At 66.2% G+C, this 21,397-nt stretch carries 20 protein-coding genes; 11 read left to right on the forward strand and 9 right to left on the reverse strand.

Annotation, left to right across the window (positions count from 1 at the left end; genetic code table 11):
- The first annotated feature begins 80 nt into the window (after window positions 1-80).
- A complete protein-coding gene (locus C0V75_RS04330; RefSeq protein WP_101919629.1) occupies window positions 81-3,848 on the forward strand; it encodes a Hint domain-containing protein in 3,768 nt (1,255 codons plus the stop codon).
- Window positions 3,849-3,861: 13 nt separating this feature from the next.
- Here C0V75_RS04330 and C0V75_RS04335 read toward each other — a convergent pair whose 3' ends face one another.
- The 5 genes from C0V75_RS04335 to C0V75_RS04355 are packed head-to-tail and all read right to left on the reverse strand — an operon-like array spanning window position 3,862 to window position 8,503.
- Window positions 3,862-4,767, reverse strand: coding sequence for an HAD-IIA family hydrolase (locus tag C0V75_RS04335; RefSeq protein ID WP_254216366.1), 906 nt, complete (start codon window positions 4,765-4,767; stop codon window positions 3,862-3,864).
- Window positions 4,760-5,530, reverse strand: a complete 771-nt coding sequence (locus tag C0V75_RS04340) for an SDR family NAD(P)-dependent oxidoreductase (protein ID WP_101919915.1) — start codon at window positions 5,528-5,530, stop codon at window positions 4,760-4,762. Before C0V75_RS04340 ends, C0V75_RS04335 begins: the two co-directional genes overlap by 8 nt.
- 5 nt (window positions 5,531-5,535) lie before the next feature.
- Window positions 5,536-6,096, reverse strand: coding sequence for an SIS domain-containing protein (locus tag C0V75_RS04345; protein WP_101919630.1), 561 nt, complete (start codon window positions 6,094-6,096; stop codon window positions 5,536-5,538).
- Window positions 6,093-7,442, reverse strand: a complete 1,350-nt coding sequence (locus C0V75_RS04350; protein WP_101919631.1) for a sn-glycerol-1-phosphate dehydrogenase — start codon at window positions 7,440-7,442, stop codon at window positions 6,093-6,095. Before C0V75_RS04350 ends, C0V75_RS04345 begins: the two co-directional genes overlap by 4 nt.
- The gene (locus C0V75_RS04355) at window positions 7,439-8,503 is read right to left on the reverse strand and encodes an ABC transporter ATP-binding protein (RefSeq protein ID WP_101919632.1); all 1,065 of its coding nucleotides are present in this window, start codon (window positions 8,501-8,503) and stop codon (window positions 7,439-7,441) included. The genes C0V75_RS04350 and C0V75_RS04355 overlap by 4 nt, the downstream gene beginning before the upstream one ends.
- 127 nt (window positions 8,504-8,630) lie before the next feature.
- Here C0V75_RS04355 and C0V75_RS04360 point away from each other — a divergent pair, with 127 nt between their 5' ends.
- The 6 genes from C0V75_RS04360 (at window position 8,631) to C0V75_RS04385 (ending at window position 15,059) form a co-directional block, all read left to right on the forward strand.
- Entirely contained in the window at window positions 8,631-9,968 is a 1,338-nt protein-coding gene (locus tag C0V75_RS04360) for a sugar ABC transporter substrate-binding protein (RefSeq protein ID WP_101919633.1), read from the forward strand.
- Between the two features lie 81 nt (window positions 9,969-10,049).
- A complete protein-coding gene (locus C0V75_RS04365) occupies window positions 10,050-10,928 on the forward strand; it encodes a carbohydrate ABC transporter permease (protein ID WP_101919634.1) in 879 nt (292 codons plus the stop codon).
- Window positions 10,928-11,755: a carbohydrate ABC transporter permease gene (locus tag C0V75_RS04370; protein ID WP_101919635.1), complete on the forward strand. Its 828-nt coding sequence runs from the start codon at window positions 10,928-10,930 to the stop codon at window positions 11,753-11,755. The genes C0V75_RS04365 and C0V75_RS04370 overlap by 1 nt, the downstream gene beginning before the upstream one ends.
- 20 nt (window positions 11,756-11,775) lie before the next feature.
- Complete coding sequence (locus tag C0V75_RS04375; RefSeq protein WP_101919636.1) at window positions 11,776-12,741, forward strand: sugar-binding transcriptional regulator; 966 nt, start codon at window positions 11,776-11,778, stop codon at window positions 12,739-12,741.
- Window positions 12,738-14,198, forward strand: coding sequence for a xylulokinase (gene xylB / locus C0V75_RS04380; RefSeq protein WP_101919637.1), 1,461 nt, complete (start codon window positions 12,738-12,740; stop codon window positions 14,196-14,198). The genes C0V75_RS04375 and xylB overlap by 4 nt, the downstream gene beginning before the upstream one ends.
- A gap of 9 nt (window positions 14,199-14,207) precedes the next feature.
- Window positions 14,208-15,059, forward strand: a complete 852-nt coding sequence (locus tag C0V75_RS04385; RefSeq protein ID WP_101919638.1) for an endonuclease/exonuclease/phosphatase family protein — start codon at window positions 14,208-14,210, stop codon at window positions 15,057-15,059.
- A 174-nt stretch (window positions 15,060-15,233) separates the two neighbouring features.
- On the opposite strand, the gene C0V75_RS04390 is transcribed toward C0V75_RS04385, so the two are convergent.
- Entirely contained in the window at window positions 15,234-16,472 is a 1,239-nt protein-coding gene (locus tag C0V75_RS04390) for a saccharopine dehydrogenase family protein (RefSeq protein WP_101919639.1), read from the reverse strand.
- Window positions 16,473-16,514: 42 nt separating this feature from the next.
- Window positions 16,515-17,609 (reverse strand): carboxynorspermidine decarboxylase, encoded by a 1,095-nt coding sequence (nspC, locus tag C0V75_RS04395; RefSeq protein WP_101919640.1) that lies wholly within the window; start codon window positions 17,607-17,609, stop codon window positions 16,515-16,517.
- 240 nt (window positions 17,610-17,849) lie between these two features.
- On the opposite strand from nspC, the gene C0V75_RS04400 reads away from it, so the two are divergent.
- Window positions 17,850-18,242 (forward strand): DUF6152 family protein, encoded by a 393-nt coding sequence (locus tag C0V75_RS04400; RefSeq protein ID WP_101919641.1) that lies wholly within the window; start codon window positions 17,850-17,852, stop codon window positions 18,240-18,242.
- A complete protein-coding gene (locus C0V75_RS04405) occupies window positions 18,242-18,706 on the forward strand; it encodes a DUF6644 family protein (RefSeq protein WP_101919642.1) in 465 nt (154 codons plus the stop codon). Before C0V75_RS04400 ends, C0V75_RS04405 begins: the two co-directional genes overlap by 1 nt.
- 205 nt (window positions 18,707-18,911) lie before the next feature.
- Here C0V75_RS04405 and C0V75_RS04410 read toward each other — a convergent pair whose 3' ends face one another.
- Window positions 18,912-19,616: a response regulator transcription factor gene (locus C0V75_RS04410; protein ID WP_101919643.1), complete on the reverse strand. Its 705-nt coding sequence runs from the start codon at window positions 19,614-19,616 to the stop codon at window positions 18,912-18,914.
- On the reverse strand, window positions 19,588-19,875 hold the full coding sequence (locus C0V75_RS04415; RefSeq protein WP_101919916.1) for a hypothetical protein: 288 nt from the start codon (window positions 19,873-19,875) through the stop codon (window positions 19,588-19,590). The genes C0V75_RS04410 and C0V75_RS04415 overlap by 29 nt, the downstream gene beginning before the upstream one ends.
- Before the next feature lie 204 nt (window positions 19,876-20,079).
- Here C0V75_RS04415 and C0V75_RS04420 point away from each other — a divergent pair, with 204 nt between their 5' ends.
- Window positions 20,080-20,613 carry a hypothetical protein gene (locus C0V75_RS04420; RefSeq protein ID WP_101919644.1) on the forward strand — a complete coding sequence of 178 codons (534 nt, stop codon included), beginning with the start codon at window positions 20,080-20,082 and terminating at the stop codon, window positions 20,611-20,613.
- A 135-nt stretch (window positions 20,614-20,748) separates the two neighbouring features.
- A complete protein-coding gene (locus C0V75_RS04425; RefSeq protein WP_101919645.1) occupies window positions 20,749-21,390 on the forward strand; it encodes a ribonuclease HII in 642 nt (213 codons plus the stop codon).
- Window positions 21,391-21,397: the final 7 nt, after the last annotated feature.

Below are 21,397 nucleotides of genomic sequence, written 5' to 3' on the forward strand. Positions count from 1 at the left end.
ATCAACTTTGCCTGTCCTCCTCACCGCAACAAATCCGAGGGCAGACAACACGCTGCCCCGCCGCGACACGAGGCAGAGACATGTCGAGACGGACCTATACAGGCTCCTCCACCGGGAACAGCCTGATCGGCAGCAGCAGCAACGATGCCATGAATGGCCTCGACGGCAACGACAACCTGTCCTCCGTGGCCGGGAACGATGTCATTTCGGGCGGGGCCGGCAATGACCTGATCGAAGGCGGCGATGGCAGCGACACCCTCTATGGCGGCAGTGGCGACGATTACATGGCCGGCAACGACCCGACGGATCTGGCGCAAGCCGCCGCCACGGGGTCGATCGCGCCCGACATCATCCTCGAAGACAATGCCGCCGATTACCTCGACGGCGGCAGCGGCAATGACACGATTCTCGGCGGTGGCGGCAACGACACCCTCGTCGGCGGCGCCGGCAACGACCTCCTCTCCGGCGACGCGGGGAACGACCTCCTCGTTGGCGGCAGCGGCCGCGATACCCTCTTCGGCGGCGACGGAAACGACCTCATCCTTGGCGACCAGTCCACCACCCTTCCCCCGGGCGGCACCTTCGGCGGCGGCGGCAGCCCTCTCCAGATCAACCAGGCAGTCGATGGCAACCAAAGCCCGCCGCAAACCCTGATCCTCGAAGATGGCCGCGTCGTCCATATCTGGGCCAATGCCTCCGACAACGTCCTTCAGGGCCGCATCTTCTCGGCTTCGGGCGAACCGCTGACCGACCAGTTCTCCCTCGGCTCCATCTGGCGCATCTCCCCCGATGACGCCCATGACTGGAACAACCTGACCCTTTCCGATCTCGGCGCGGGCCGGGTCATGCTCTCCTATGTCCGCAACGCCTCGGATGGCAGCCCCGCCGGTCAGGAACCGGTCTTCTCCATCCTCAACACCACCCTCACCCCCGGCAGCACCGGCTTCGTCGCCACCGCCAATGTCGAGGTGCAGGCGACCGATACCACCACCACGGAATCCCCTCCCGTCACCACCGTCCTGTCGGACGGCCGCGTCTTCTTCTCCTGGTCGGTCAACGCCACCAGCGAAGAACTTTCCAGCATGGCCCTGCGCGGCCGCATCTACGACCCCGCCACCAACAGCTTCGGCCCGCAATTCACCATCGGCACCTCCGCCGTGGACGGCGACAACAGCCACGACCTGTCGCAACTCGCCGTCACCGAACTCGCGGGCGGCAACATCGTCGTCACCTGGCTCCGCTCCGGCGCCTCCACCCCGACCGGGCAGGAAACCCCCGTCTTCGCCATCTATTCCTCCAACGGCACGCTCATCCGCGGCGAAACGGTCATCAACGCCAATGACGTCACCCTCAGCACCACCGAAGAATCCCCCGCCATCCTGACCAGCCTCTCCGACGGGCGCTGGGCGGCCACCTGGGTCAACAACGGCACTGCGGGTTCGGGCGCGACGCGCACCCTCGAAACCCGCATCTTCAACGCCGACGGTACCGCCGCCACCGGCAATATCCGCATCGGCACCACCGCCATCGACGGCGAAGACGCGCCCGACATCACCCCCGTCAGCGTCATCGAAATATCGCCGGGCCGCCTCGCCTATGGCTATGCCCAGGACGGCACCAGCCGCCCCCTGGTCTCGATCCTCGACACCACCACCACCCCGCCGACCCAGATCGCGCAGGATGTCGTCCTCGCAACCAACGCCGCCAACGCCCCCGTCCTTGCCGCGCTCGGCAACGGCAATTTCGTCGTCGTCTATTCCACCGGCGCGCAATCCGGCGGCTCCACCGGCATCGCCTACCGCATCTACGATCAGAACGGCCAACTGCTGACCGGCCCGGTCATCGTCTCCGACAACACCGATCAGCTCGGCCTGTCCAGCCAGAGCGGCTTCGACTGGTCCTCGCTCGATGTCGATTACAACGCCACCAACAACACCTTCGTCATCACCTGGGCCTCCGGCCAGGATTACAACTCCGGCGGCACCGCCACCGGAACCGGTGTCTATTCCAGCGGCCCGATCTCCGCACCGGGCGGCGCGACCGAAACCGCCAGCCCCGCAACCGGCGAAGACGATGTCATCGACGCCGGCCTCGGCGAAGATACCGTCCGCGCCGGCGGCGGCAATGACAACGTCTCGGGCGGCGCCGGCAATGACAGCCTCGAAGGCGGGGCCGGGGTCGATACGCTCTCGGGCGGGCTGGGCAACGACACGCTCCTCGGCGGCGCCGATGGCGACAGCCTCTCGGGCGGCAGCGGGCGCGACAGCCTTTTCGGCGAGGCCGGCAACGACACCCTCACCGGCGGGGCCGGGTCCGACACAGTGTTCGGCGGCGATGGCGCGGACAGCATCGAAGGCGGCGGCACCCCGCGCGAAAACCTGCTCAGCAATGGCAGCTTCGAAACCGGCCGCGCCTCGGCCAACACCAACAACAGCGATGCGATCCTCACCGGCTGGCAAAGCAACAGCACCAACAATGTCATCGAGTCCTGGGGTCAGGGCTTCGGCGGCGTCACCGCAAGCGATGGCCAGGGCTTCATCGAACTCGACCGCGAAAGCAATCTGGTCGATACGATCTGGCAGGACATCACCACGATACAGGGCGAAAGCTACAGCCTCTCCTTCGACGCCCGCAACCGCCCCGCAGTCAATGACAGCTTCGAAGTCCTGGTGAATGGCAACGTCGTCGGCACCTACACGCCGGGGCAGGGCTTCGTCACCTACAGCCTCACCTTCACCGCCACCGGCAGCACCACCCGCATCCAGTTCCGCGAACTCTCCACGCAGAACAATGGCAGCGGCGTCCTGCTCGACAATATCGTCGTGATCGAAGCCGCCGCCGATGCCGCCGATCTTCTGGATGGCGGCGATGGCGATGACACGCTCTCCGGCGGTCTGGGCGCCGACACGCTGCTCGGCGGCGCCGGCAATGACAGCCTTCTCGCCGCTCAGGGCGATTCCGCCTCGGGCGGCTCGGGCGATGACATCATCCGCCTTCAGGACCTCGGCGAGGCAGGCGCAGGCACCATTTCCATCTCCGGCGGTGACGGCTTCGATCAGCTCTATCTCGGCGGGCTGCACATCCCCAGCACGATGACCCGCACGGGGAACAAGCAGACCGGCTTCAGCGGCAGCTTCACGCTGCTGGACGGCACCACCGTCACCTTCACCGGCATCGAATCCGTGGTCTGCTTTGCCCGCGGCACCCGCATCCGCACGCCCAGTGGCTGGCGCGCGATCCAGACCCTGCGCCCCGGCGATCTGGTCACGACACTCGATCACGGGCCGCAGCCGCTGCGCTGGATCGGGTCACGCGCCCTCTCCCCGTCCGACCTCGCCGAACAGCCGAAACTCGCGCCGGTCCGCATTCCGGCCGATGCGCTCGGCCCCGGCCTGCCGATCCGCGATCTGATCGTCTCGCCGCAGCACCGGATGCTGCTCTCGGGCCGCCTTGTCGAACGCATGTTCGACCTGCCCGAAATCCTCGTCCCGGCAAAGGATCTGGTCGGTGCCTTCGGCATCACCCGCGCGGCCCTGCCCGCCGGGGTGGAATACTGGCACATGCTCTTTGACCGCCACGAAGTCGTGGCCGCCGAAGACGCCCCCGCCGAAAGCCTCTATCCGGGGCCTGAGGCGATCCGCGGCCTGCCCGATGCGGCCCTGCGGGAAATCATCACGCTCTTTCCCGATCTGGCGACAGTCCCGGTCGAACGCCTGTTTCCGCCCGCCCGCCCCTTCCAGCGCGGCCAGAAGGTGCGCAAGCTGGCGGAAAGATCCGTCGCCAATCAGCGCCCGCTGGTCGGCTCTTCGCCCTTCCACGCCACGGCCCCGCTGCGCCGCGCGCTGTGATCCCCACCGCAGGTCAGGTCGTGGCCACCACCGCATCCGGCACGATGCCGGACCGCACGATATAGCAGCGCACATCGCGCCCCGCGAACAGCCCGTGATCGGCCACCAGAACCGCGCCCATCCCGGCCGCGCGCCCACCCAGCACATCGGTATGCAGCGTGTCCCCCACCATCGCCAGCCGCTCCGGCGGCAGGCCCGTCCGCGCGCAGACATCATGGAACCCGTCCGCAAAGGGCTTGCCATACCAATGCGCCACGCCCCCCACCGCATCCAGCACCGCATGGGCGAACAGCCCCGGCTCCTGCGACAGCCCATCCTCGCGCGGGGCCACCAGATCGGGATTGGCCACCACGATGGGAATGGGCCGCCGCGCCATCGCCTCCATCAGCCGGGCCTGCAAGGCCTTCGTCCAGCGCGCCGAAGACAGGAACAGCACCCCATCCGCCACATCGAACAGCCCCGGGTCCGCCACCGCATCCCCCACCTTTCCGGGAATGTCGGAAAACCCGTCGCCCTCTGCGGCAATCGCCGCCCAATGCGCGCCGGGCATCAGGATCCCGATCCGGCTCACCGCCACATCGCGGCTCGACACCACCTCCTCGGCGGAAAAGTCGAAACCCAGTTTACGATATTTCCGTAACGCCTCCGCCCGCGTATAGCTCGCCGCATTGGTCAGCACGCACAGCTTCTTGCCGCGCGCCCGCAACTCCGCCATCCGCGCCACCGCGCCGGGGATGGGCGTCTCGCCCACATTCAGCACGCCAAAGGCATCCAGCACGAACCCGTCCCAGCGATCCGCCACCTCGGAAAGATCGCGGGCAAAGACGGGCTCTGCCGGATACCGCGCCGCGGGCAGCCGCGCGCGCACCGCCTCATACCGCAGGAACGCCGCTTCCGCGTCCCGCAATTCCTCAGACACAGGAATAACCCCCTTCGATCATCATCACGGCCCCGTTCACCAGACCCGAGGCAGGCGACGCAAGATACAGCGCCATATCCGCCACCTCCACCGTCTCACCGAACCGCCGCGCCGGGGTCGCGGCGCGCATCGGCCCGCCCTTTTCCTCCGGCCCCCAGACGGCCTTGCCCATCGGCGTCAGGATCACCGTGGGGCAGATGGCATTCACCTGCACATTGTGCCGCGCCCATTCCGCACAGAGCGATTTCGTCAGCGCATTCAACGCCCCCTTCGACGTCGCATAGGCCGCATGATCGTCCAGCGCGATCACCCCGGTCTGGGACGAGATATTGATGATCTTCCCCCAGCGCTGCGCGATCATCGCCGGGGCCAGCGCCTGCGCCAGCAGGAACGGCGCGCGCACATTCACCGCCATCGTCTCGTCCCAGTCGGCAAGCGTCAGCGCCGTCGCCGGCGCGATCCGCGCGATGGCCGCGTTGTTCACCAGAATGTCGATGGTTCCCCAGGCCTCCAGCGCCGCCCGCGCCGCCGTGACCGGACCTTCTGCCGTCCCCATCTCCGCCACGATGGTCAGGCAGCGCCGGCCCTTGGCCTCTACCGCCGCCTTCACCTCGGCCAACCCCGCCGCATCCCGCGCCACGGCGACGATATCCGCCCCCGCATCGGCAAAGACCCTGCAAATCTCGAAGCCGATCCCCTTGCTCGCCCCGGTGACCAGCGCCTTGCGCCCGGCCAGCGAGAACCGGCCTTCCCACTCTGCCATGCGCGTCACTCCAGATTGGTATGCCGGTCGCGCATCGCCTCCGGCGCGACGCCCAGCCGATCCCGCAGCATCAGGATCAGCATTTCGAAGACCAGATACTGCGCCCCCTCAAACAGCGATCCCATCGGCAGCACGCTCGCCACCGCAGGGCCGGTATCATCCGCCATCGTCTGCGCCGGGATCAACAGCACCCGGTCGCTCGCCTGCGGCACCGCGCCCCCCGGCTGCGCCGTCACGCAGGCCACCCGCGCCCCGGCCCCCTTGGCCACGCCCAAAAGCCCCATCACCGTGGAAAAACTCCCCGGCCCCGCGCTCACCACCAGAAGGTCACCCGCGCCCACCGGCGGGCAGGACATGTCCCCCACCACATGCGCATCCAGCCCCATGTGATACAGCCGCATCGCCAGGGCCCGCATCATCAGGCCCTCGCGCCCGACACCGTAACAGACCACCCGCCCGGCAACCGCCAGCTCTTCCACCATCGCGGTCAGGCTCTCCGGGTCCACCCCCGCCGCCGCAACGCGCAACTCCTCTGCCGCGCGCCCGACCTGCTCGCCATAGCTCATCCCCGCCCCTCCTTGCGCAACGGCAAAGGCAAGGATGCCTCCACCGCCGCCTCAAGAAGCCCGCATTCGTCCAGCAGGTCCAGCACCGTATAGCGGCTGCGCAGGAACCGCGCGTTCAGCGTGCTCCGCCGCAGATAGTCCCGCCCGACGCCGATCTCCGCCGCCTCGGCCGGCGCCCCGGCGCGGTGCAGCATCTCCACCATCTGCGACGGCGTCACCACCTGCGCCCGCAGCCGCGCCACCAGATCCGGCCAGCCATCCCGCACCCGCTCCAGCCGCGACCGCAGCGCCGCGCCCTCCACATGCTTCGCCCGCACCTCTTCCACCGACCGCGCCGCGATCTCGCCGGGGCCAAAGGCCGCATGGATACCGGCGATCTTCACGCCCAGCGACGGCGCCGCCGCCACCGCCGCCGCCACATCCAGCGTGGAAAGATCCTGCGCCAGCAGCCAGTCGAACAGCCGCAGCGACATCACGCAGCCAACCGCCACGCAGGCGCCATGGCTCACCCGCTCGCCTGCGAATTTCAGGTCGTCCATCTCCCAAAGATGCGCAATCTGGTGATCCGCGCCCGAGGCGGGCCGCGAAGACCCGTGCAATTCCATCGCCAGCCCCACCAGCGTCAGCCCGGTGAACAGCCCTTCCAGCGCCGCAGACTCCCCGGCAGCAATCCGATCCGGCGCCCCCAGCCATTCCCGCAACCGATGCTGCACCAGGGGCCAGGCCACGTCATCCACCGCCTCGATGCCCAGCGCATCGGCGATGATCCAGTCGCCCCCCGCAGGCACCTTCCCCGCAAGGTCGCCATAGCCCCAGCCCGTCATCTCGGCCGGTGCCGCCGCGATCACATCCAGATCGCCGATCACCGCCTTCGCCGGCTTGCACTGGATCGTCTTCTTGAATCCCTTGTCCGAAAGCGGCGACCCGGCCGAAGTATAGCCGTCCATGCTCGCCGCCGTGGCGACACAGAGATAGTCCCGCTTCAAGCCAAAGGCCGCGTGCTTCACCACATCATTGATGACACCCGACCCCACCGCCACCGGCACCGATCCATCCACCGCCAGCACATCGCGCAGGCTGTTGGCCAGATCGACCGTCGGCTTCAGCCGTGGCCGCGCAGGCATCACATGGCTGCGCACCGCGATTCCCGCCGCCTTCAGCGACGCTTCCACCGCAGCCCCTGCCGCCTTCCAGGTGTTCTCATCCGCAATGATGCAGGCCGGGCCATCCCCGAACTGCCGCCGATACAGCGCGCCGGTCTGCGCCAGAACCCCGCGCCCGACAAGCACCTCCGCCACCGTGGCCGATTTCGCCACCGCCCCCGCGATCAACTCCGCCGCCGTCATACCTGCACGCCCCCCGAAGACAGCGTCAGGCCATCCGCGCCGAACAGATGGATGCGATTCGGCGGCATCGCCAGACCGACCTCCGATCCATGATCCAGCGCGGTATCGCCCTCCGCCCGCACCACGACACGCCCTGCGGCGGTCGTCACATAAAGATAGGCATCCCCGCCCAGCGTCTCGCGCAGGACGACCTTGCCATTCATTTCGCCCGCGCCGGGGCTCGTCACCCCGATATGTTCGGGCCTGATTCCCAGCCGCACCGCGCCCGGCACGGGTGCGGCTGTCCCGATCACCGTTTCCCCGCAGACGATGCGACCGCCTTCGGAACGGATATCGAGGAAATTCATGCTCGGCGCACCGATGAACCCCGCCACGAACTGCGTGCGCGGGCGATGATACAACTCCATCGGCGTGCCCACCTGCTCGATCCGCCCGGCATTCAGCACCACGATCTTGTCGGCCATCGTCATGGCCTCGACCTGGTCATGGGTCACGTAGATCATCGTCGCCTTCAGTTCCGAATGCAGCGCCTCAAGCTCCACCCGCATCTGCACCCGCAGCTTGGCATCCAGGTTCGACAGCGGCTCGTCAAAGAGAAACACCTTGGGCTGCTTCACGATCGCGCGGCCGATCGCCACCCGCTGCCGCTGCCCGCCCGACAATTGCGAAGGCTTGCGGTCCAGATAGGGCTCCAACTGCAACACCCGCGCCGCCTCGGCGATGCGCCGTTCCCGGTCGGCGGGCGTGAAGTTGTTGATCTTCATGCCGAAATCCATGTTCTCGCGCACCGTCATATGCGGATAAAGGGCATAGGACTGGAACACCATCGCCACATCCCGCTCGGATGGTGCAAGCGCCGTCACCTCGCGCCCGCCGATGGAAACCGATCCTTCGGAAATCGACTCAAGCCCCGCGATGGATCGCAGCAGCGTGGATTTCCCGCATCCTGACGGGCCGACAAAGACGACGAATTCCCCATCGGCAATGTCCAGGTTCACCCCATGCAGCGCCTGTTGCGCCCCATAGAACTTGTTCACCCCGACCAGCTTCACCTCGGCCATCCGCCGCCCTCCCTTTCGTTCCCCGCATTTTTCCCCGTTGACAGGATGCGTTCTCGATACATTTATATGCTAGGCGTTACAAATGGAAGTCAACGGTCCAAACGCTTAACCCGCTGGGAGGAAAAACATGAAGCTGAAGATGCACGTCAGTGCGCTGGCGCTTGCCGCGTCCACGCTCGCACTGGGCGCTCAGGCCAATGCCTGGACGCTGGAAGAAGCCGCCAAACCCTATGCCGGAACCGAACTCGAGGTGCTCTTCCTCGATCGTCCCGGCTACAATGCCGCGATCCAGATGCTGCCGGAATTCGAGGCGGCGACGGGCATCAAGGTGAACTACACCGTGGTTCCCTATGAAAACGCGCTGGGCGAACAGGTCCGCGACTTCGCCGCCGGCGGTGATCTCGACATCGCGCTGATCGACCTCGTCTGGATCGGCAACTTCGCCGAAAACGGCTGGATCGTCCCGTCCGAAACCTTCATCAACAACGCCGAACTCGCCGATCCGGCGCTGGCGATGGATGATTTCTTCCCGCTCGTCCTCAACGCCTTCGGCTCGTGGAACGGCGTGAATTACGGCCTGCCCTTCGACAACTACTCGGGCCTGCTGTTCTACAACCGCTGCATGCTGGAAGCCGCCGGCTTCGACAAGCCCCCGGCCACCTGGCAAGAGGTGATGGATGTCTATGGCCCCGCGCTCACCAAGGACGGCAAATATGCCTACGCCCTCCAGTCCAAGCGCAACGAAACCCAGTCGGCCGACAGCTTCGCCCGCTTCCTCTGGCCCTTCGGCGGCTCCTTCCTGAACGCGGAATTCAAGTCCAACCTGCTGTCGCCCGAATCGCAGGCCGGGCTCCAGTTCCGTCAGGACCTGATGAAGTTCATGCCCGAAGGCATCGTCGCCTATGACCACGCCGAAACCGTCAACGCTTTCGCGCAGGGTGACGTGGCGATGATCACGGAATGGTCGGCCTTCTACTCCACCGTGGTGAACCCCGAAACCTCGGCCGTGGCCGATTGCGTCGAAATCGCCCCGGAACCGACCGGCCCCGCAGGCCGCAAGCCCGCGCTTGGCGGCTTCTCCCTCGCCGTCGCGTCGCAGGCCGACGAGGCCGAACAGGCCGCCGGCTGGCTCTTCATCCAGTGGGTGACCTCGGCCGCCAATGCTGGCCGCTACCTCGAGATGGGCGGCGTCCCGGCCCGCAAGTCGGCCTATGCCGACCCGGCCCTGGCCGAAAAGTTCAAGTTCATCCCGGCCCTGGTCGAATCCTGGCAGGATGGCGTGCCGGAATTCCGTCCGCGCTTCGCCGAATGGCCCGCGATCACGGAAATCGTGCAGGAATGGGGCACCAAGATGATGCTGGGTGAAGTCAGCATCGAAGAAGGCTCCAAGATGATCGGCGAAAAGATGGAAGCCGTCCTCGCCGAGGCGGGCTACTACGACGGCAAGAAGCCGCTCGCCCAGTAATCCGCCCTCATCGCACAACAAAGCGCGCCAGTCCCCGGCCCCTTCTCGGGCCGGGGACTTCTCGCAGAAGGACCCGACCGAATGATCGCACATGTGCGCCGGAAGACGATCTTCGCCTTCCTTGGCCCCGCCGTCGCCGCCCTCCTCCTCGTGGGCATCGCGCCGCTGCTCTACGCGGTCTGGAAAAGCCTGCATGACTTCAACCTCACCAAACAGGCGCAGACGAAATTCGTCGGTCTGGAGAATTACTGGACGGTCCTCACCGATCCCACCTTCTGGCAGGCGATGGGCCGCACCGCGACGCTCTTCCTGATCTCCGTCCCGATCCAGCTTGCCCTCGGCCTTCTCATCGCCATCGTTCTGCACCGCCCCGGCCTGACGCTCTTCAAGACGCTCACCCGCCTCTCGCTCGTCCTGCCCATGGCCACGACCTATGCCGTCGTCGGCCTCCTCGCCCAGGTCATGCTCAACCAGAAATACGGCGTGGTGAACCAGATGCTCGGCTGGATCGGCATCGACCCGATCAACTTCATCGGCGACCCCACCAACGCCTTCATCGCCGTCATCATCTGGGACATCTGGCAATGGACGCCCTTCGTGGCCCTCGTCCTCTTGGCCGGCCTCTCCACCGTCCCCCCGGAAATCGAAGAAGCCGCGCAGCTAGAGACGAAATCGCAATGGCTCGTCTTCCGTTTCGTGCAGCTCCCCTTCCTGATCCCCTCTCTCGTTGCCGTGCTGATCCTGCGCACCGCCGACACGCTGAAACTCTTTGACATGCCCTTCACCATGACCCGCGGCGGACCCGGCTCCGCCACCGAATTCATCGCCGTCCTCATCGAACGCGTCGGCAACCGGCAATTCGACATCGGCCTCGCCTCGGCACAGGCCATCATCATGCTGGCGATCACCATCTTCCTCGCCCGCCTCTACATCCGCTTCTTCTACCGCGAGGTGAACTGATGGCCGCCCCCCTGCAACGCCGCGCGCTCTGGGCCGAAGGGCTGCTCCTCATCGCGATCTGCGCCTTCTGCATCTTCCCCTTCTACTGGATGGTCACCACCAGCCTGAAGACTCAGGTCGTGGCCCTCCAGGACCCGCCCGCCTGGATCTTCACCCCCACGCTGGCAAACTACTGGGAGGTGCTTTTCGAAGATCGCGTCGGCGTCTCCCTCATCAACTCCATCATCGTGGCCGTCTGCACCACTGCGCTGGCCGTTATCCTCGGCACGCCCGCCGCCTATGCGCTGGCCCGCTTCGAATTCCGCGGCAAGCAGGACCTGTGGTTCTGGTTCATCACCAACCGCTTCGTGTCGCCCGTCGTCCTCGCCTTCCCCGTCTTCCTCATCAGCCGCGAGCTTGGCCTCCGCGACACCCATCTCGCGCTGATCCTGATGTATCTCACCTTCACCCTGCCCATCGTCATCTGGATCTGCACCGATCAGTTCCGCTCCATCCCCCGCGAACTGGACGAGGCAGCGGTCCTCGAAGGCGCCTCGAAATGGCGCATCTTCCGCTCCATCTGCCTTCCCCTCGCCATGCCGGGCGTGGCCGTCTCCTCGATCCTCTCCTTCATCTTCTCCTGGAACGAACTGCTCTTCGCCTACATCCTCGCGCCCAAGGCGGCAAAGACCGCGCCCGCCATGGCGATCACCTTCATGGAAGGCTACGATGTGCCCTATGGAAAGATCATGGCCACCTCGACCCTGATCGTCATCCCCGTGTTGATCTTCGCCCTGATCGCGTCCAAGCATCTGGTGCGCGGCCTCACCATGGGCGCCGTCAAGTAGTGGTGAAGCAAAGGTAACGGATGGCCCGCGCCCCGAAACTGCCCCAGATCGACACCGAACAGCGCTTCCTCGCGCAGGTGGCCTGGGCCTATTACGTGGAAGGGCTCACCCAGGAAAAGGTGGCCGAAAAACTCGGCGCCACCCGCCTCCGCGTCAACAAGGCCCTGTCCGAGGCGCATCGCGTGGGCCTTGTCCGCATCACCTTCAACACCGCCTATGCCGCCTGCTTCGACCTGGAACAGGCGCTCTGCGAAAGGTTCGGCCTGAAACAGGCCTATGTCGCCCCCGCCCCCGCGCAAGAATCCGATGTCCAGACGATCACCGGCGCGGCACTGGGCAACCTCCTGTCGGAAGTCCTCGCCGATCCCGGCGTGAAAAGCTTCGGCATGTCCTGGGGCGGCACCCTCAACATCGCCACCCGCTTCCTCGCCGCCCTCGAACGCCCGGATCTCGAAGTGATCTCCGTTATGGGCGGCCTGACGCGCGGGTCAGACCTCAACAGTTTCGAAATCACCACAAGGCTGGCCGATCTGATGGGCGCGCAGCACAGCTATTTCACCGCCCCCCTCTATGCAGGCAGCGCCGAAAGCCGCGACACGATCATGCAGCTTGATGTGTTCCGCGACGTTCTCGAACGCATCCGCGCCGTGGATGCGCTGGCCATGGCGGCGGGCGATCTCTCCAAACGCTCCCTGCTGATGCGCGACGCCCTCCCCAACGGCACCACGATCGAGGAACTCCGCGCCGCCGGAGGCGTGGGCGATATCCTCGGCACGGTGATCAATGCAGAGGGCAAACCCATCGACCACCCGATCAACGAAAAGGTCATCGGCATCGGCATCCCCGATCTGGCCCGCATTCCCAACGTGATCCTCGCCGCAGGCGGGGCGCACAAGATCACGGTCTGCCGCGCCATCCTCGGGCTTGGCCTGATAGATACCTTCGTGACCGAAGAAAACACCGCCCGCGCCTTGGTGGCCGCATGACCCTCACCATCGGAATCGACCTCGGCACCTCCGGCGTGAAGGCCGTCATCCTTCAGGATGCCGAAACCGTGCTGGCCGATGCCGCCCAGCCCATCGCCGTCTCCATCCCGCAGGTCGGCTGGTCCGAACAAGAGGCCGACGATTGGGTCGCCGCCGTCTGGTCCTGCCTCGACCGCCTCGCCGCCACGGCACCAAGGGAAATGGCCGCCGTTTCCGCGATCGGCCTTTCCGGCCAGATGCTCTGCGCCCTGCTGCTCGACAAGGCGCTGAAACCCCTGCGCCCCGCGATCCTCTGGAACGACCAGCGCAGCATCGCCGAATGCGCCGAACTGCTGCAACGCTGCCCCGATATCGGAAGCCGCACCAACGGCACGCCCGACCCCGGCATCACCGCGCCGAAACTGCTCTGGCTTGCGAAACACGAACCGCACATCATGCGCGATGCGCGGATGCTGCTGCTGACCAAGGATTATGTCCGCCTCGCCCTGACCGGCGAGGTCGCCTCCGAACCCACCGATGCAGGGGGCACCCAACTGATGGACTGCCGCACGGGTGAATGGGATACCCAACTCTGCGAACTTGCAGGCTGGAACCCCGACCACCTGCCCCCCATCGCCCAGGCATGGCAGGCCGCAGGCGGCCTCCGCCCCGCCCTCGCCAGCCGCTGGGGCATGAAGCCCGGCATCCCCGTCGCCGCAGGCGCGGGCGACAACATGGCCTCCACCCTCGGCGCAGGCGCCGCCCGCCCCGGCGATGCCGTCCTCACCATCGGCACCTCCGGCGTGGCCTGCATCGTGGACGCCACCTTCCACCCCGGCCCGCAGCGCGCCATCCTCACCTCCGCCCATGCCGCGCCCGACACGTTCCTCTCCATGGGCGTCGTCATGTCCGCCACCGCCGCGCTCGACTGGACAGCCCGCCTCTCCGGCACCACCGCCGCCACGCTGGCAGGCGAGGCCGAGGCGATGCCCCTGCAAAAACTGGCCGAGTCGCCCGTCTTCCTCCCCTGCCTCACCGGCATCCGCACCCCCGCCAACCGCCCGCAGGCAACAGGCCGGATCGAAGGCCTGCATCCCGGCGTGGACCGCGCCATGATAGGCTATGCCACGATGGAAGGCGTCGCCTTCCAGATGGCCGACTGCGTCACCGCCCAGCGCGAGGTCGGCGCCCGTCCCGAACGCTTCGTCGCCGTCGGCGGCGGCACCCGTTCCGCCCTGTGGACGACGTTGCTCGCCACCGCCATCGGCGAACCCATAGCCCTTCCCGCCCGTGGCGATATCGGCGGTCCCGCTGGCGCCGCCCGCCTCGCCGCCGTCGCGGCCGGGGCCTCCACCGATGTCCTCTCCGCACCCCTGCCCATGCGGGCCACCATCGACCCCGACCCTGCGCTCGCCCGACGGCTCGCGCCAAGAAAGGCCCGCTTCGACGCTCTGGTGGAAAGCGCCCGCCGCGGCTAGCCTCGGCCCATGAAACTCACCACCTACAACATCCAATACGGCTTCGGCGCGGACGGCCTCTACAGCCTCCCCCGCATCGCCGACACGATCCGCGACCGCGACCTCATCGCCCTACAGGAGGTTGACCGCCACTGGTCCCGCACCCGGCAGGACGACCAGCCCGCGATCCTCGCCGAACTCCTGCCCGACCATCACATCGCCTACGCCCCCGCCTTCGACATGGCCCTCCCCGGCGAAAAGGTGAAACGCCGCCAGTTCGGCCCCCTCATCCTCTCCCGCTGGCCGATCCTCTGGTCCCGCACCTGGCCCCTGCCCAAACGCCGGATGCTGGACCCGATCAACACCCAGACCGCCGCGCTCGAGGCCGTCATCGCCCACCCCTCCGGCCCGATCAAGCTGGTGAACCTCCACCTCGCCCATGTCGGCGTCGAAGAACGCCTCGCCCAGATCGCCTTCCTGCAAGGCATGCTCGCCAACCCCGCCGCCGAAGGCGGACCGTGGAGCGGAACCGACGACGAACCCGCCCGCAACTGGACCGAATCCGAACCCGAACCCCCCAACCCCGCCCGCGCCATCTGGGCCGGCGACTTCAACATGGAACCCGGCAGCGCCGAATACCGCGCCCTTCTCGGCCAAACCCCCTACCACCCCGGCGCCCGCTACGCCGACGGCCTGATCGACCCCGCCGCAGGCAAGGGCCTGCACACCCATGTCAAGCAGATCGCAGGCGAAACCCGGCTCCGCCAGCTTGACCACATCTTCCTGACCCCCGACCTCGCCCCGCTGGTCACCAGGGTCTGGACCGACACCACCACCCCCGCCTCCGACCATTTCCCCCTCCACCTCGACCTCGCCCCGTAGGGCGGGGTTAACCCCGCCTTAAAGGGGTTCACCCCGCCTCGAAGGGGTTCACCCCGCCTAAAAGGGCCTCACCCCGCCTCAAAGAGGCCCACCGCCACCCACCAAAGCAAAAGGGCGCACCCACAGGCGCGCCCTCCACCGTAGGGCGGGGGTCTCCCCGCCAAACCCCTCAAATCAAAACGCCAATTCCCGATCCCCGGCCGCATCCTTCACCCGGTTCGGCAACCCCATCCCGTTCAACAGGTTCATGAAGGGCTTCGGATCCAGCTCCTCGACATTCACCATCGTCCCCACATCCCAGGTCCCCTCCGCCACCAGCAACGCGGCGGCAACAGGCGGCACCCCGGCCGTATAGGAAATCCCCTGCGACCCGACCTCGGCAAAGGCCTCGGCATGATCCGCCACGTTATACAGCATCACCTCCGCAGGCTTGCCATCCTTCACCCCCCGCGCAATCGTCGCGATGCAGGTCTTCCCCGTATACCCCGGCGCCAGCGAGGCCGGGTCAGGCAGCACCGCCTTCACCACCTTCAACGGCACGACCTCAAGCCCCTCCGCCGTCTTCACCGGCTTCTCCGACAAAAGCCCAAGGTTCTTCAGCACGGTGAAAACGTTGATGTAGTGATCCCCGAACCCCATCCAGAACCGCACATCCGCCCCCGGATAGCGCGCCGACAGGGAATGCACCTCGTCATGGCCCGTAAGATAGGCCTTCTGCGCCCCCACAACCGGCATGTCCCAGACCTTGCCCACCTCGAACATGCTGTTCGACTGCCAGGCACCGCCTTGCCAGCTATAGACCGTCCCGGTGAACTCGCGGAAATTGATCTCGGGGTCAAAGTTCGTCGCGAAATACTTCCCATGCGACCCTGCATTGATATCGACGATATCAATCGACGTGATCTCGTCCAGGAACTGATCCTCCGCCACCCGCGCCCAGGCATTCACCACACCCGGATCAAAGCCCACGCCAAGGATGGCCGTCACCCCCGCCGCCTTGCACCGCTCACGCCGCTTCCACTCGTAATTCCCATACCACGGCGGCGTCTCGCAGATCTTGGCCGAATCCTCGTGAATCGCCGTGTCCATATAGGCCACGCCCGTCTCGATGCAGGCCTCCAGAACCGGCATGTTCACGAAGGCCGATCCCACATTGATGACGATCTCCACCCCCAGCTTGCGGATCAGCGCCGCCACGGCGGCCGTATCCATCGCATCCACCGCATGGGCGGCAAAGACGCCGGGCACCTTCATCGCGCCCTTCGCATGGACCGATGCGATGATCGCCTCGCATTTCGCCACCCGCCGCGACGCGATATGCAGATCGCCCAGCCGGTCATTCGCCTGCGCGCATTTATGCGCCACGACCTGCGCCACGCCGCCAGCGCCGATGATCAACACGTTGCGTTTCATGGAAAGCACCCCCTTGAGGAAGGGCCGGACAGACCGGCAAATTCAGCCAAGATTCCCGGCAAAATCGGCATAGCCGAACTCGCGCGCCACGGTCATCGACCCGTCCAACTCCTTGATGACGATGCTCGGCATCTTCACCCCGTTGAACCAGTTCTTCTTGACCATCGTGTAACCCGCCGCATCCGCGATGCTCAGCCGGTCGCCCACATTCAACGGCGCAGGGAAATTGAACTCGCCGAACACATCCCCGGCCAGACAGGACTTCCCGCAGATCATGTAAGGGTGGTCGCCCTCGACCTCCATCTTCCCCGAAATGCGATAGATCAGCAGGTCGAGCATATGCGCCTCAACCGAACTGTCCACGATCGCCAGATCCTTCCCGTTGTTCAGGATGTCCAGCACCGTCACCTCCAGTGACGCAGCCCCCGTGATCGCCGCCTCGCCCGGTTCCAGATAGACCTGCACCCCGAACCTTTCGGAAAAGGCCTTCAACCGCGCCGCCAGCTTCGCCACCGGATAGCCCTCGCCCGTGAAATGGATGCCGCCACCAAGGCTCACCCATTTCAGCCGCGCCAACAGGCCGCCGAACTCTTCCTCGATCCGGGTCAACTGCCGGTCGAACAGGTCGAAATCCGCATTCTCGCAATTGTAATGGATCATGAAGCCCGAAACCCGGTCCATCACCCGCTCGATCTTCCTGGCATCCCACTCGCCGAGGCGCGAGAAAGGCCGCGCCGGATCGGCAAGGTCAAAGCCGCTGGTGGAAAACCGCGGGTTCAGCCGCAGCCCGCGCGCAATGCTGGCCGACTGGTTGTCGAACCGCTCCAACTGCCCCACCGAATTGAAGATGATCTTGTCGGCATAGCCCACGGCTTCCGCAATCTCATGCTCCGGCCAGGCCACCGAATAGGCATGGGTCTCCTTGCCGAACTTCTCGCGCCCCAGCCGCAATTCATACAGAGACGAAGACGTCGTCCCATCCATATGCTCGCGCATCTGGTCGAACACCGGCCAGGTGGCAAAGCATTTCAGCGCCAGCAGCACCTTCGCCCCCGACCCCTGCCGCAACTCATCCATCACGGCCATGTTCCGCGCCAGTTTCGCGCGGTCGATCAGATAGAACGGTGTCTGGATCATCCGAAACCCCCCGGGGCCAAAGGGAAACAAGAGCGGGGGTATTTAGGGGCATACCCCCCCCCGCGCAAGCCCCGTAAGGCCCCCGCATGACACGCCCATGACAGGCCCATCACAGGGGCGCCCGGCGGCAGGGGCGCCACCGTCGCCCATCCCTGCCCCCTCACCATCCGGTGATCGCCCTTGGCGCCCCCCACGGCCGACCCTAGCTGCCACCTGACACGCATAGATGAGGTGACAAGAATGAAGAAACCCGCCCCCTTCCGCGTCCTCCTGCTCGCCTCCGCCCTTGCCGGCGCCTCCGTCACCCTGGCCACCCCGACCCTCGCCCATCACGGCTGGAACTGGGCCGAGGCCGAGGAAACCGTCCTTGAGGCCACCATCACCGCCATCTCCCTCGCCCCGCCGCATCCCGAACTCACCGTGACCGATGCCGAAGGCCGCGAATGGACGATCGAGCTTGGCAATCCCCGCCGCACCGAAGGCGCGGGCTTTGTCGATGGCACGGCCAAGCCGGGCGATACCGTCACCATCCTCGGCAACCGCGCACTGGATGGAACCGCCGTGATGAAGGCCGTCCGCATCACGCTGAACGGCGTCAATTACGACTTCTATCCCGAACGCATCGACGCCTGATGCTTGAGGCCATCGAAACCCTGCCCCTCGCAACCCTGCTGCGCGGGTCGGGGACGGCCTATCTTCTGGTCAATGCCACCCATATCCTCGGGCTGGCGCTGCTGATCGGATCCATCCTCCCCCTCGACCTGCGCCTCGCCGGGGCCTTCCCCCGCACGCCGCTGCCGGTGATCGCCCCCCTCCTGCGCGGCACGGCGCTTCTGGGCCTGACCCTCGCCACCCTCACGGGCCTCGCCCTCTTCACCACCAACCCGACCGAATACGCCACCAACCCCGCCTTCCGGATCAAGCTCGCCCTCTTCGCCGCCGCCCTGCTGAACGCCACCCTCGTCACCCGCGGCCAGGCATGGGCGCAGGTGCTGTCGGGGGCTTCCTCCCCGCCCGCGCTGCGCCTCATGGCGATGCTGTCGGCGCTGCTCTGGCTCGGCGTCCTGCTCGCGGGTCGCTGGATCGGCTTCCTCTGATCGCGCCCCGCCCCTTCATCTTGGCCAGAAATACTCCGGGGTCCGGGGCAGCGCCCCGGGGGCCAGCCACCAAGCGATTCGCCAAATCCTTAAAGCCCGCTTTCCCCACCGCGCGTGGCCACAGTTTGCTGCACAGAATGCGGCACAACATCCGGCACAGCCGGTTTCGACGAATTCAGCGAATTACCACAGCGTCCTCAGGCCCTTAGACCATCCGGATCGCATCCTTCCCCACCGCCAGCACATAGCCCCGCCGCGCAATGGTCTTCACCAGCAACTCGCTCACCAACTGATTGCCCAGCGCATCGCGCAGCCGCTTCACCCGCGTCGCCCCCGCCGCCTCGTCGCAATCCGCCTCGCTCCGCCCGGAAATCACCGCCTCGATCTGCGCCCCCGTCAGCACCTCGTCATCCATCCGCGCCTCGGCCAGCACGGCCAGCGTTTCCAGCGCCGCTTCGGTCAACTGGAACTCCATGTCATTGATATAGACCGCCCGCCCCTCGCGGCTGATCAACAGGCTCGCCACCTGGATCCCCGACCGCTGGATCGCCGAGATGCGCCGGTTCAGCGCGATGATCGTCACCAGAAACACCAGCGCCGCCAGCAGAAGCGCCGTGGAAAACACCAGCAGGACAAAGATCACCATCCGATAGCTGGCCAGAACCTCGGAAAAGGCCGTCCCCGATTGTGCAAGGATTTCCAACAGCTTGATATCGGCGAAACTGGTCAGGTCGTCATTCTCGACGAACAACCGCTCCACCTTGGCATTGAACGCATTGGCATCCGGCAGGTTCAGGAACAGGAACACCGCCGCGCCCAGCAGGATCAGGACGATCGCCACGATCCCCCCGGCAACGACGCGGTTCCCCGCCTTCAGGCTCTCAGAAGCGGAGGAAGTAGTCTCCTGCACTCGATTTCCTTTCCCCAAGCCCCTCCGGGCCGAACACCGACAGCACGTTCAACAGGGTCCATCCCGCCGACGCCAGACGCGGGGCAAGCTCCCCCTCCGCCGCGCCGGGCCCGGCCCCGCAGGCCCCGTCACTGACCTGCGCCACCCCATAATGCAGGCGCAAGGGATCGTCCTGCTTTGCCTTGTAATCGGCATAGCATTCGGCAGAAGCCTGCTGCCCAAGGGTCAGCAGCACCGCCACGGCAAGGAAAAGGCGCATCATCGGATCGACCTCCGTCATTGCCCCGCACTCTGCCCGCAGCCCGCCCGCTAGGCAATGACATAGCCCATGCGGCAGGGTTTATGCCGCCGCTATCCGATATCAATCCGGCGTTATTGCCTGTCCGGCCCCACCCGGCCCAGCCTTGCCTCATCCGGGATCGCCACCCCACCGCGATCCACCCCATCACAAACGGAGGCCAAGATGACCCGCCCCGAAGACATCAGCCCAACCCTTGCGGAAACCGTGCATGTCAGCGCCAGCCTGCCCCGCCCCAGCGGGCTGGACAACCGCAGCATCAGCCGCCGCCTCGTCGCCATCGTGGCCGCCGCCGCCACCGCACTGGGCCTGCTCGCGGGCACCTCCGTCCCGGCCCGCGCCGACAATGACGATCTGGCCAAGGCACTGGCCGCGCTTGCGATTGTGGGCATCATCGCCAGCCAGACGAACCGCAACCGCGGGCATCAGCAGCACTACGCCCCGCAAGACCCGCCCCCGATCTACAAGCCCCAACCGGTGCGCCATCCCCGCGTGCCGTCCGTCTGCGCCATCGAGATCAGCGGCAATTCCGGCACCGCCACCGTCTTTGGCGAAAACTGCCTGCGCCAGCAGGGTTTCAACTTCCGCCTGCCGGAGTACTGCGCCCGCACGGCGCGCATCTACGGGCAGCGCGACCGCATCTACTCGGATCAATGCCTGCGCGAGGCAGGCTTCCGGGTAGGCGGCGCCCGGTACTGATCGCCGGGTTGCCACAAGGGCGCGGGTCATCCTTGCCGGACCCGCGCCCGCCTTCGGGGGTGGGGGGGTGAGCAGCCCCCACCCCCACCCTTTTCCACCCTTTCCCCAAGGCCCTGCATCCGCTACCTCCGCAGGATGCCACCGAAACCCCGCCCCGATTTCAGCTTTGAATCCGCCGCCCTTGCCCGCGGCCATTCCTGCGTGGTGGGGGTGGATGAGGTGGGCCGCGGCCCCCTCGCCGGCCCTGTCACTGCCGCCGCCGTCCGCCTTGACCCGGCCCGCATCCCCGATGGCCTGAACGATTCAAAGGCGCTGACCGAGGCGCGGCGCAACGCCCTCTGCGCCCTCATCCTCGCCAGCGCCGATGTCTCCATCGCCCATGCCACAGTGGCCGAGATCGACGAACTCAACATCCTCCGCGCCAGCCATCTGGCGATGGAACGGGCGGTAAAGGGTCTGGCAACCTTTCCCGACCATGCTCTCATCGACGGCAACATGATCCCGAAAGGCATCGGTTGCAGTGCCGAAGCGGTGGTGAAAGGCGATGCCCGCAGCCTCTCCATCGCCGCCGCCTCCATCGTGGCCAAGGTCACACGCGACCGGATCATGGTGGATTTGGCGCAACAATTCCCCGGCTACGGCTGGGATGTTAACGCAGGTTACCCGACTCCCGCCCATCTTCGGGCGCTTCTAGATTTTGGAATCACCCCACACCATAGGCGTTCGTTCAAGCCCGTCCACAATATCTTGTATCAAGAACATTCTATAACCCCTTGATTCAAAA

The organism is Tabrizicola sp. TH137 (assembly GCF_002855575.1).
GTDB lineage: Bacteria > Pseudomonadota > Alphaproteobacteria > Rhodobacterales > Rhodobacteraceae > Paragemmobacter.

What these genes read in the sequence shown, in the direction of transcription:
- C0V75_RS04330 (WP_101919629.1), top strand. Translation starts at nt 81, where the DNA reads ATGTCGAGACGGACCTATACAGGCTCCTCCACCGGGAACAGCCTGATC.
- C0V75_RS04340 (WP_101919915.1), bottom strand. Translation starts at nt 5,530, where the DNA reads ATGGCAGAGTGGGAAGGCCGGTTCTCGCTGGCCGGGCGCAAGGCGCTG.
- C0V75_RS04345 (WP_101919630.1), bottom strand. Translation starts at nt 6,096, where the DNA reads ATGAGCTATGGCGAGCAGGTCGGGCGCGCGGCAGAGGAGTTGCGCGTT.
- C0V75_RS04350 (WP_101919631.1), bottom strand. Translation starts at nt 7,442, where the DNA reads ATGACGGCGGCGGAGTTGATCGCGGGGGCGGTGGCGAAATCGGCCACG.
- C0V75_RS04355 (WP_101919632.1), bottom strand. Translation starts at nt 8,503, where the DNA reads ATGGCCGAGGTGAAGCTGGTCGGGGTGAACAAGTTCTATGGGGCGCAA.
- C0V75_RS04360 (WP_101919633.1), top strand. Translation starts at nt 8,631, where the DNA reads ATGAAGCTGAAGATGCACGTCAGTGCGCTGGCGCTTGCCGCGTCCACG.
- C0V75_RS04365 (WP_101919634.1), top strand. Translation starts at nt 10,050, where the DNA reads ATGATCGCACATGTGCGCCGGAAGACGATCTTCGCCTTCCTTGGCCCC.
- C0V75_RS04370 (WP_101919635.1), top strand. Translation starts at nt 10,928, where the DNA reads ATGGCCGCCCCCCTGCAACGCCGCGCGCTCTGGGCCGAAGGGCTGCTC.
- C0V75_RS04375 (WP_101919636.1), top strand. Translation starts at nt 11,776, where the DNA reads ATGGCCCGCGCCCCGAAACTGCCCCAGATCGACACCGAACAGCGCTTC.
- xylB (WP_101919637.1), top strand. Translation starts at nt 12,738, where the DNA reads ATGACCCTCACCATCGGAATCGACCTCGGCACCTCCGGCGTGAAGGCC.
- C0V75_RS04385 (WP_101919638.1), top strand. Translation starts at nt 14,208, where the DNA reads ATGAAACTCACCACCTACAACATCCAATACGGCTTCGGCGCGGACGGC.
- C0V75_RS04390 (WP_101919639.1), bottom strand. Translation starts at nt 16,472, where the DNA reads ATGAAACGCAACGTGTTGATCATCGGCGCTGGCGGCGTGGCGCAGGTC.
- nspC (WP_101919640.1), bottom strand. Translation starts at nt 17,609, where the DNA reads ATGATCCAGACACCGTTCTATCTGATCGACCGCGCGAAACTGGCGCGG.
- C0V75_RS04400 (WP_101919641.1), top strand. Translation starts at nt 17,850, where the DNA reads ATGAAGAAACCCGCCCCCTTCCGCGTCCTCCTGCTCGCCTCCGCCCTT.
- C0V75_RS04405 (WP_101919642.1), top strand. Translation starts at nt 18,242, where the DNA reads ATGCTTGAGGCCATCGAAACCCTGCCCCTCGCAACCCTGCTGCGCGGG.
- C0V75_RS04415 (WP_101919916.1), bottom strand. Translation starts at nt 19,875, where the DNA reads ATGCGCCTTTTCCTTGCCGTGGCGGTGCTGCTGACCCTTGGGCAGCAG.
- C0V75_RS04420 (WP_101919644.1), top strand. Translation starts at nt 20,080, where the DNA reads ATGACCCGCCCCGAAGACATCAGCCCAACCCTTGCGGAAACCGTGCAT.
- C0V75_RS04425 (WP_101919645.1), top strand. Translation starts at nt 20,749, where the DNA reads ATGCCACCGAAACCCCGCCCCGATTTCAGCTTTGAATCCGCCGCCCTT.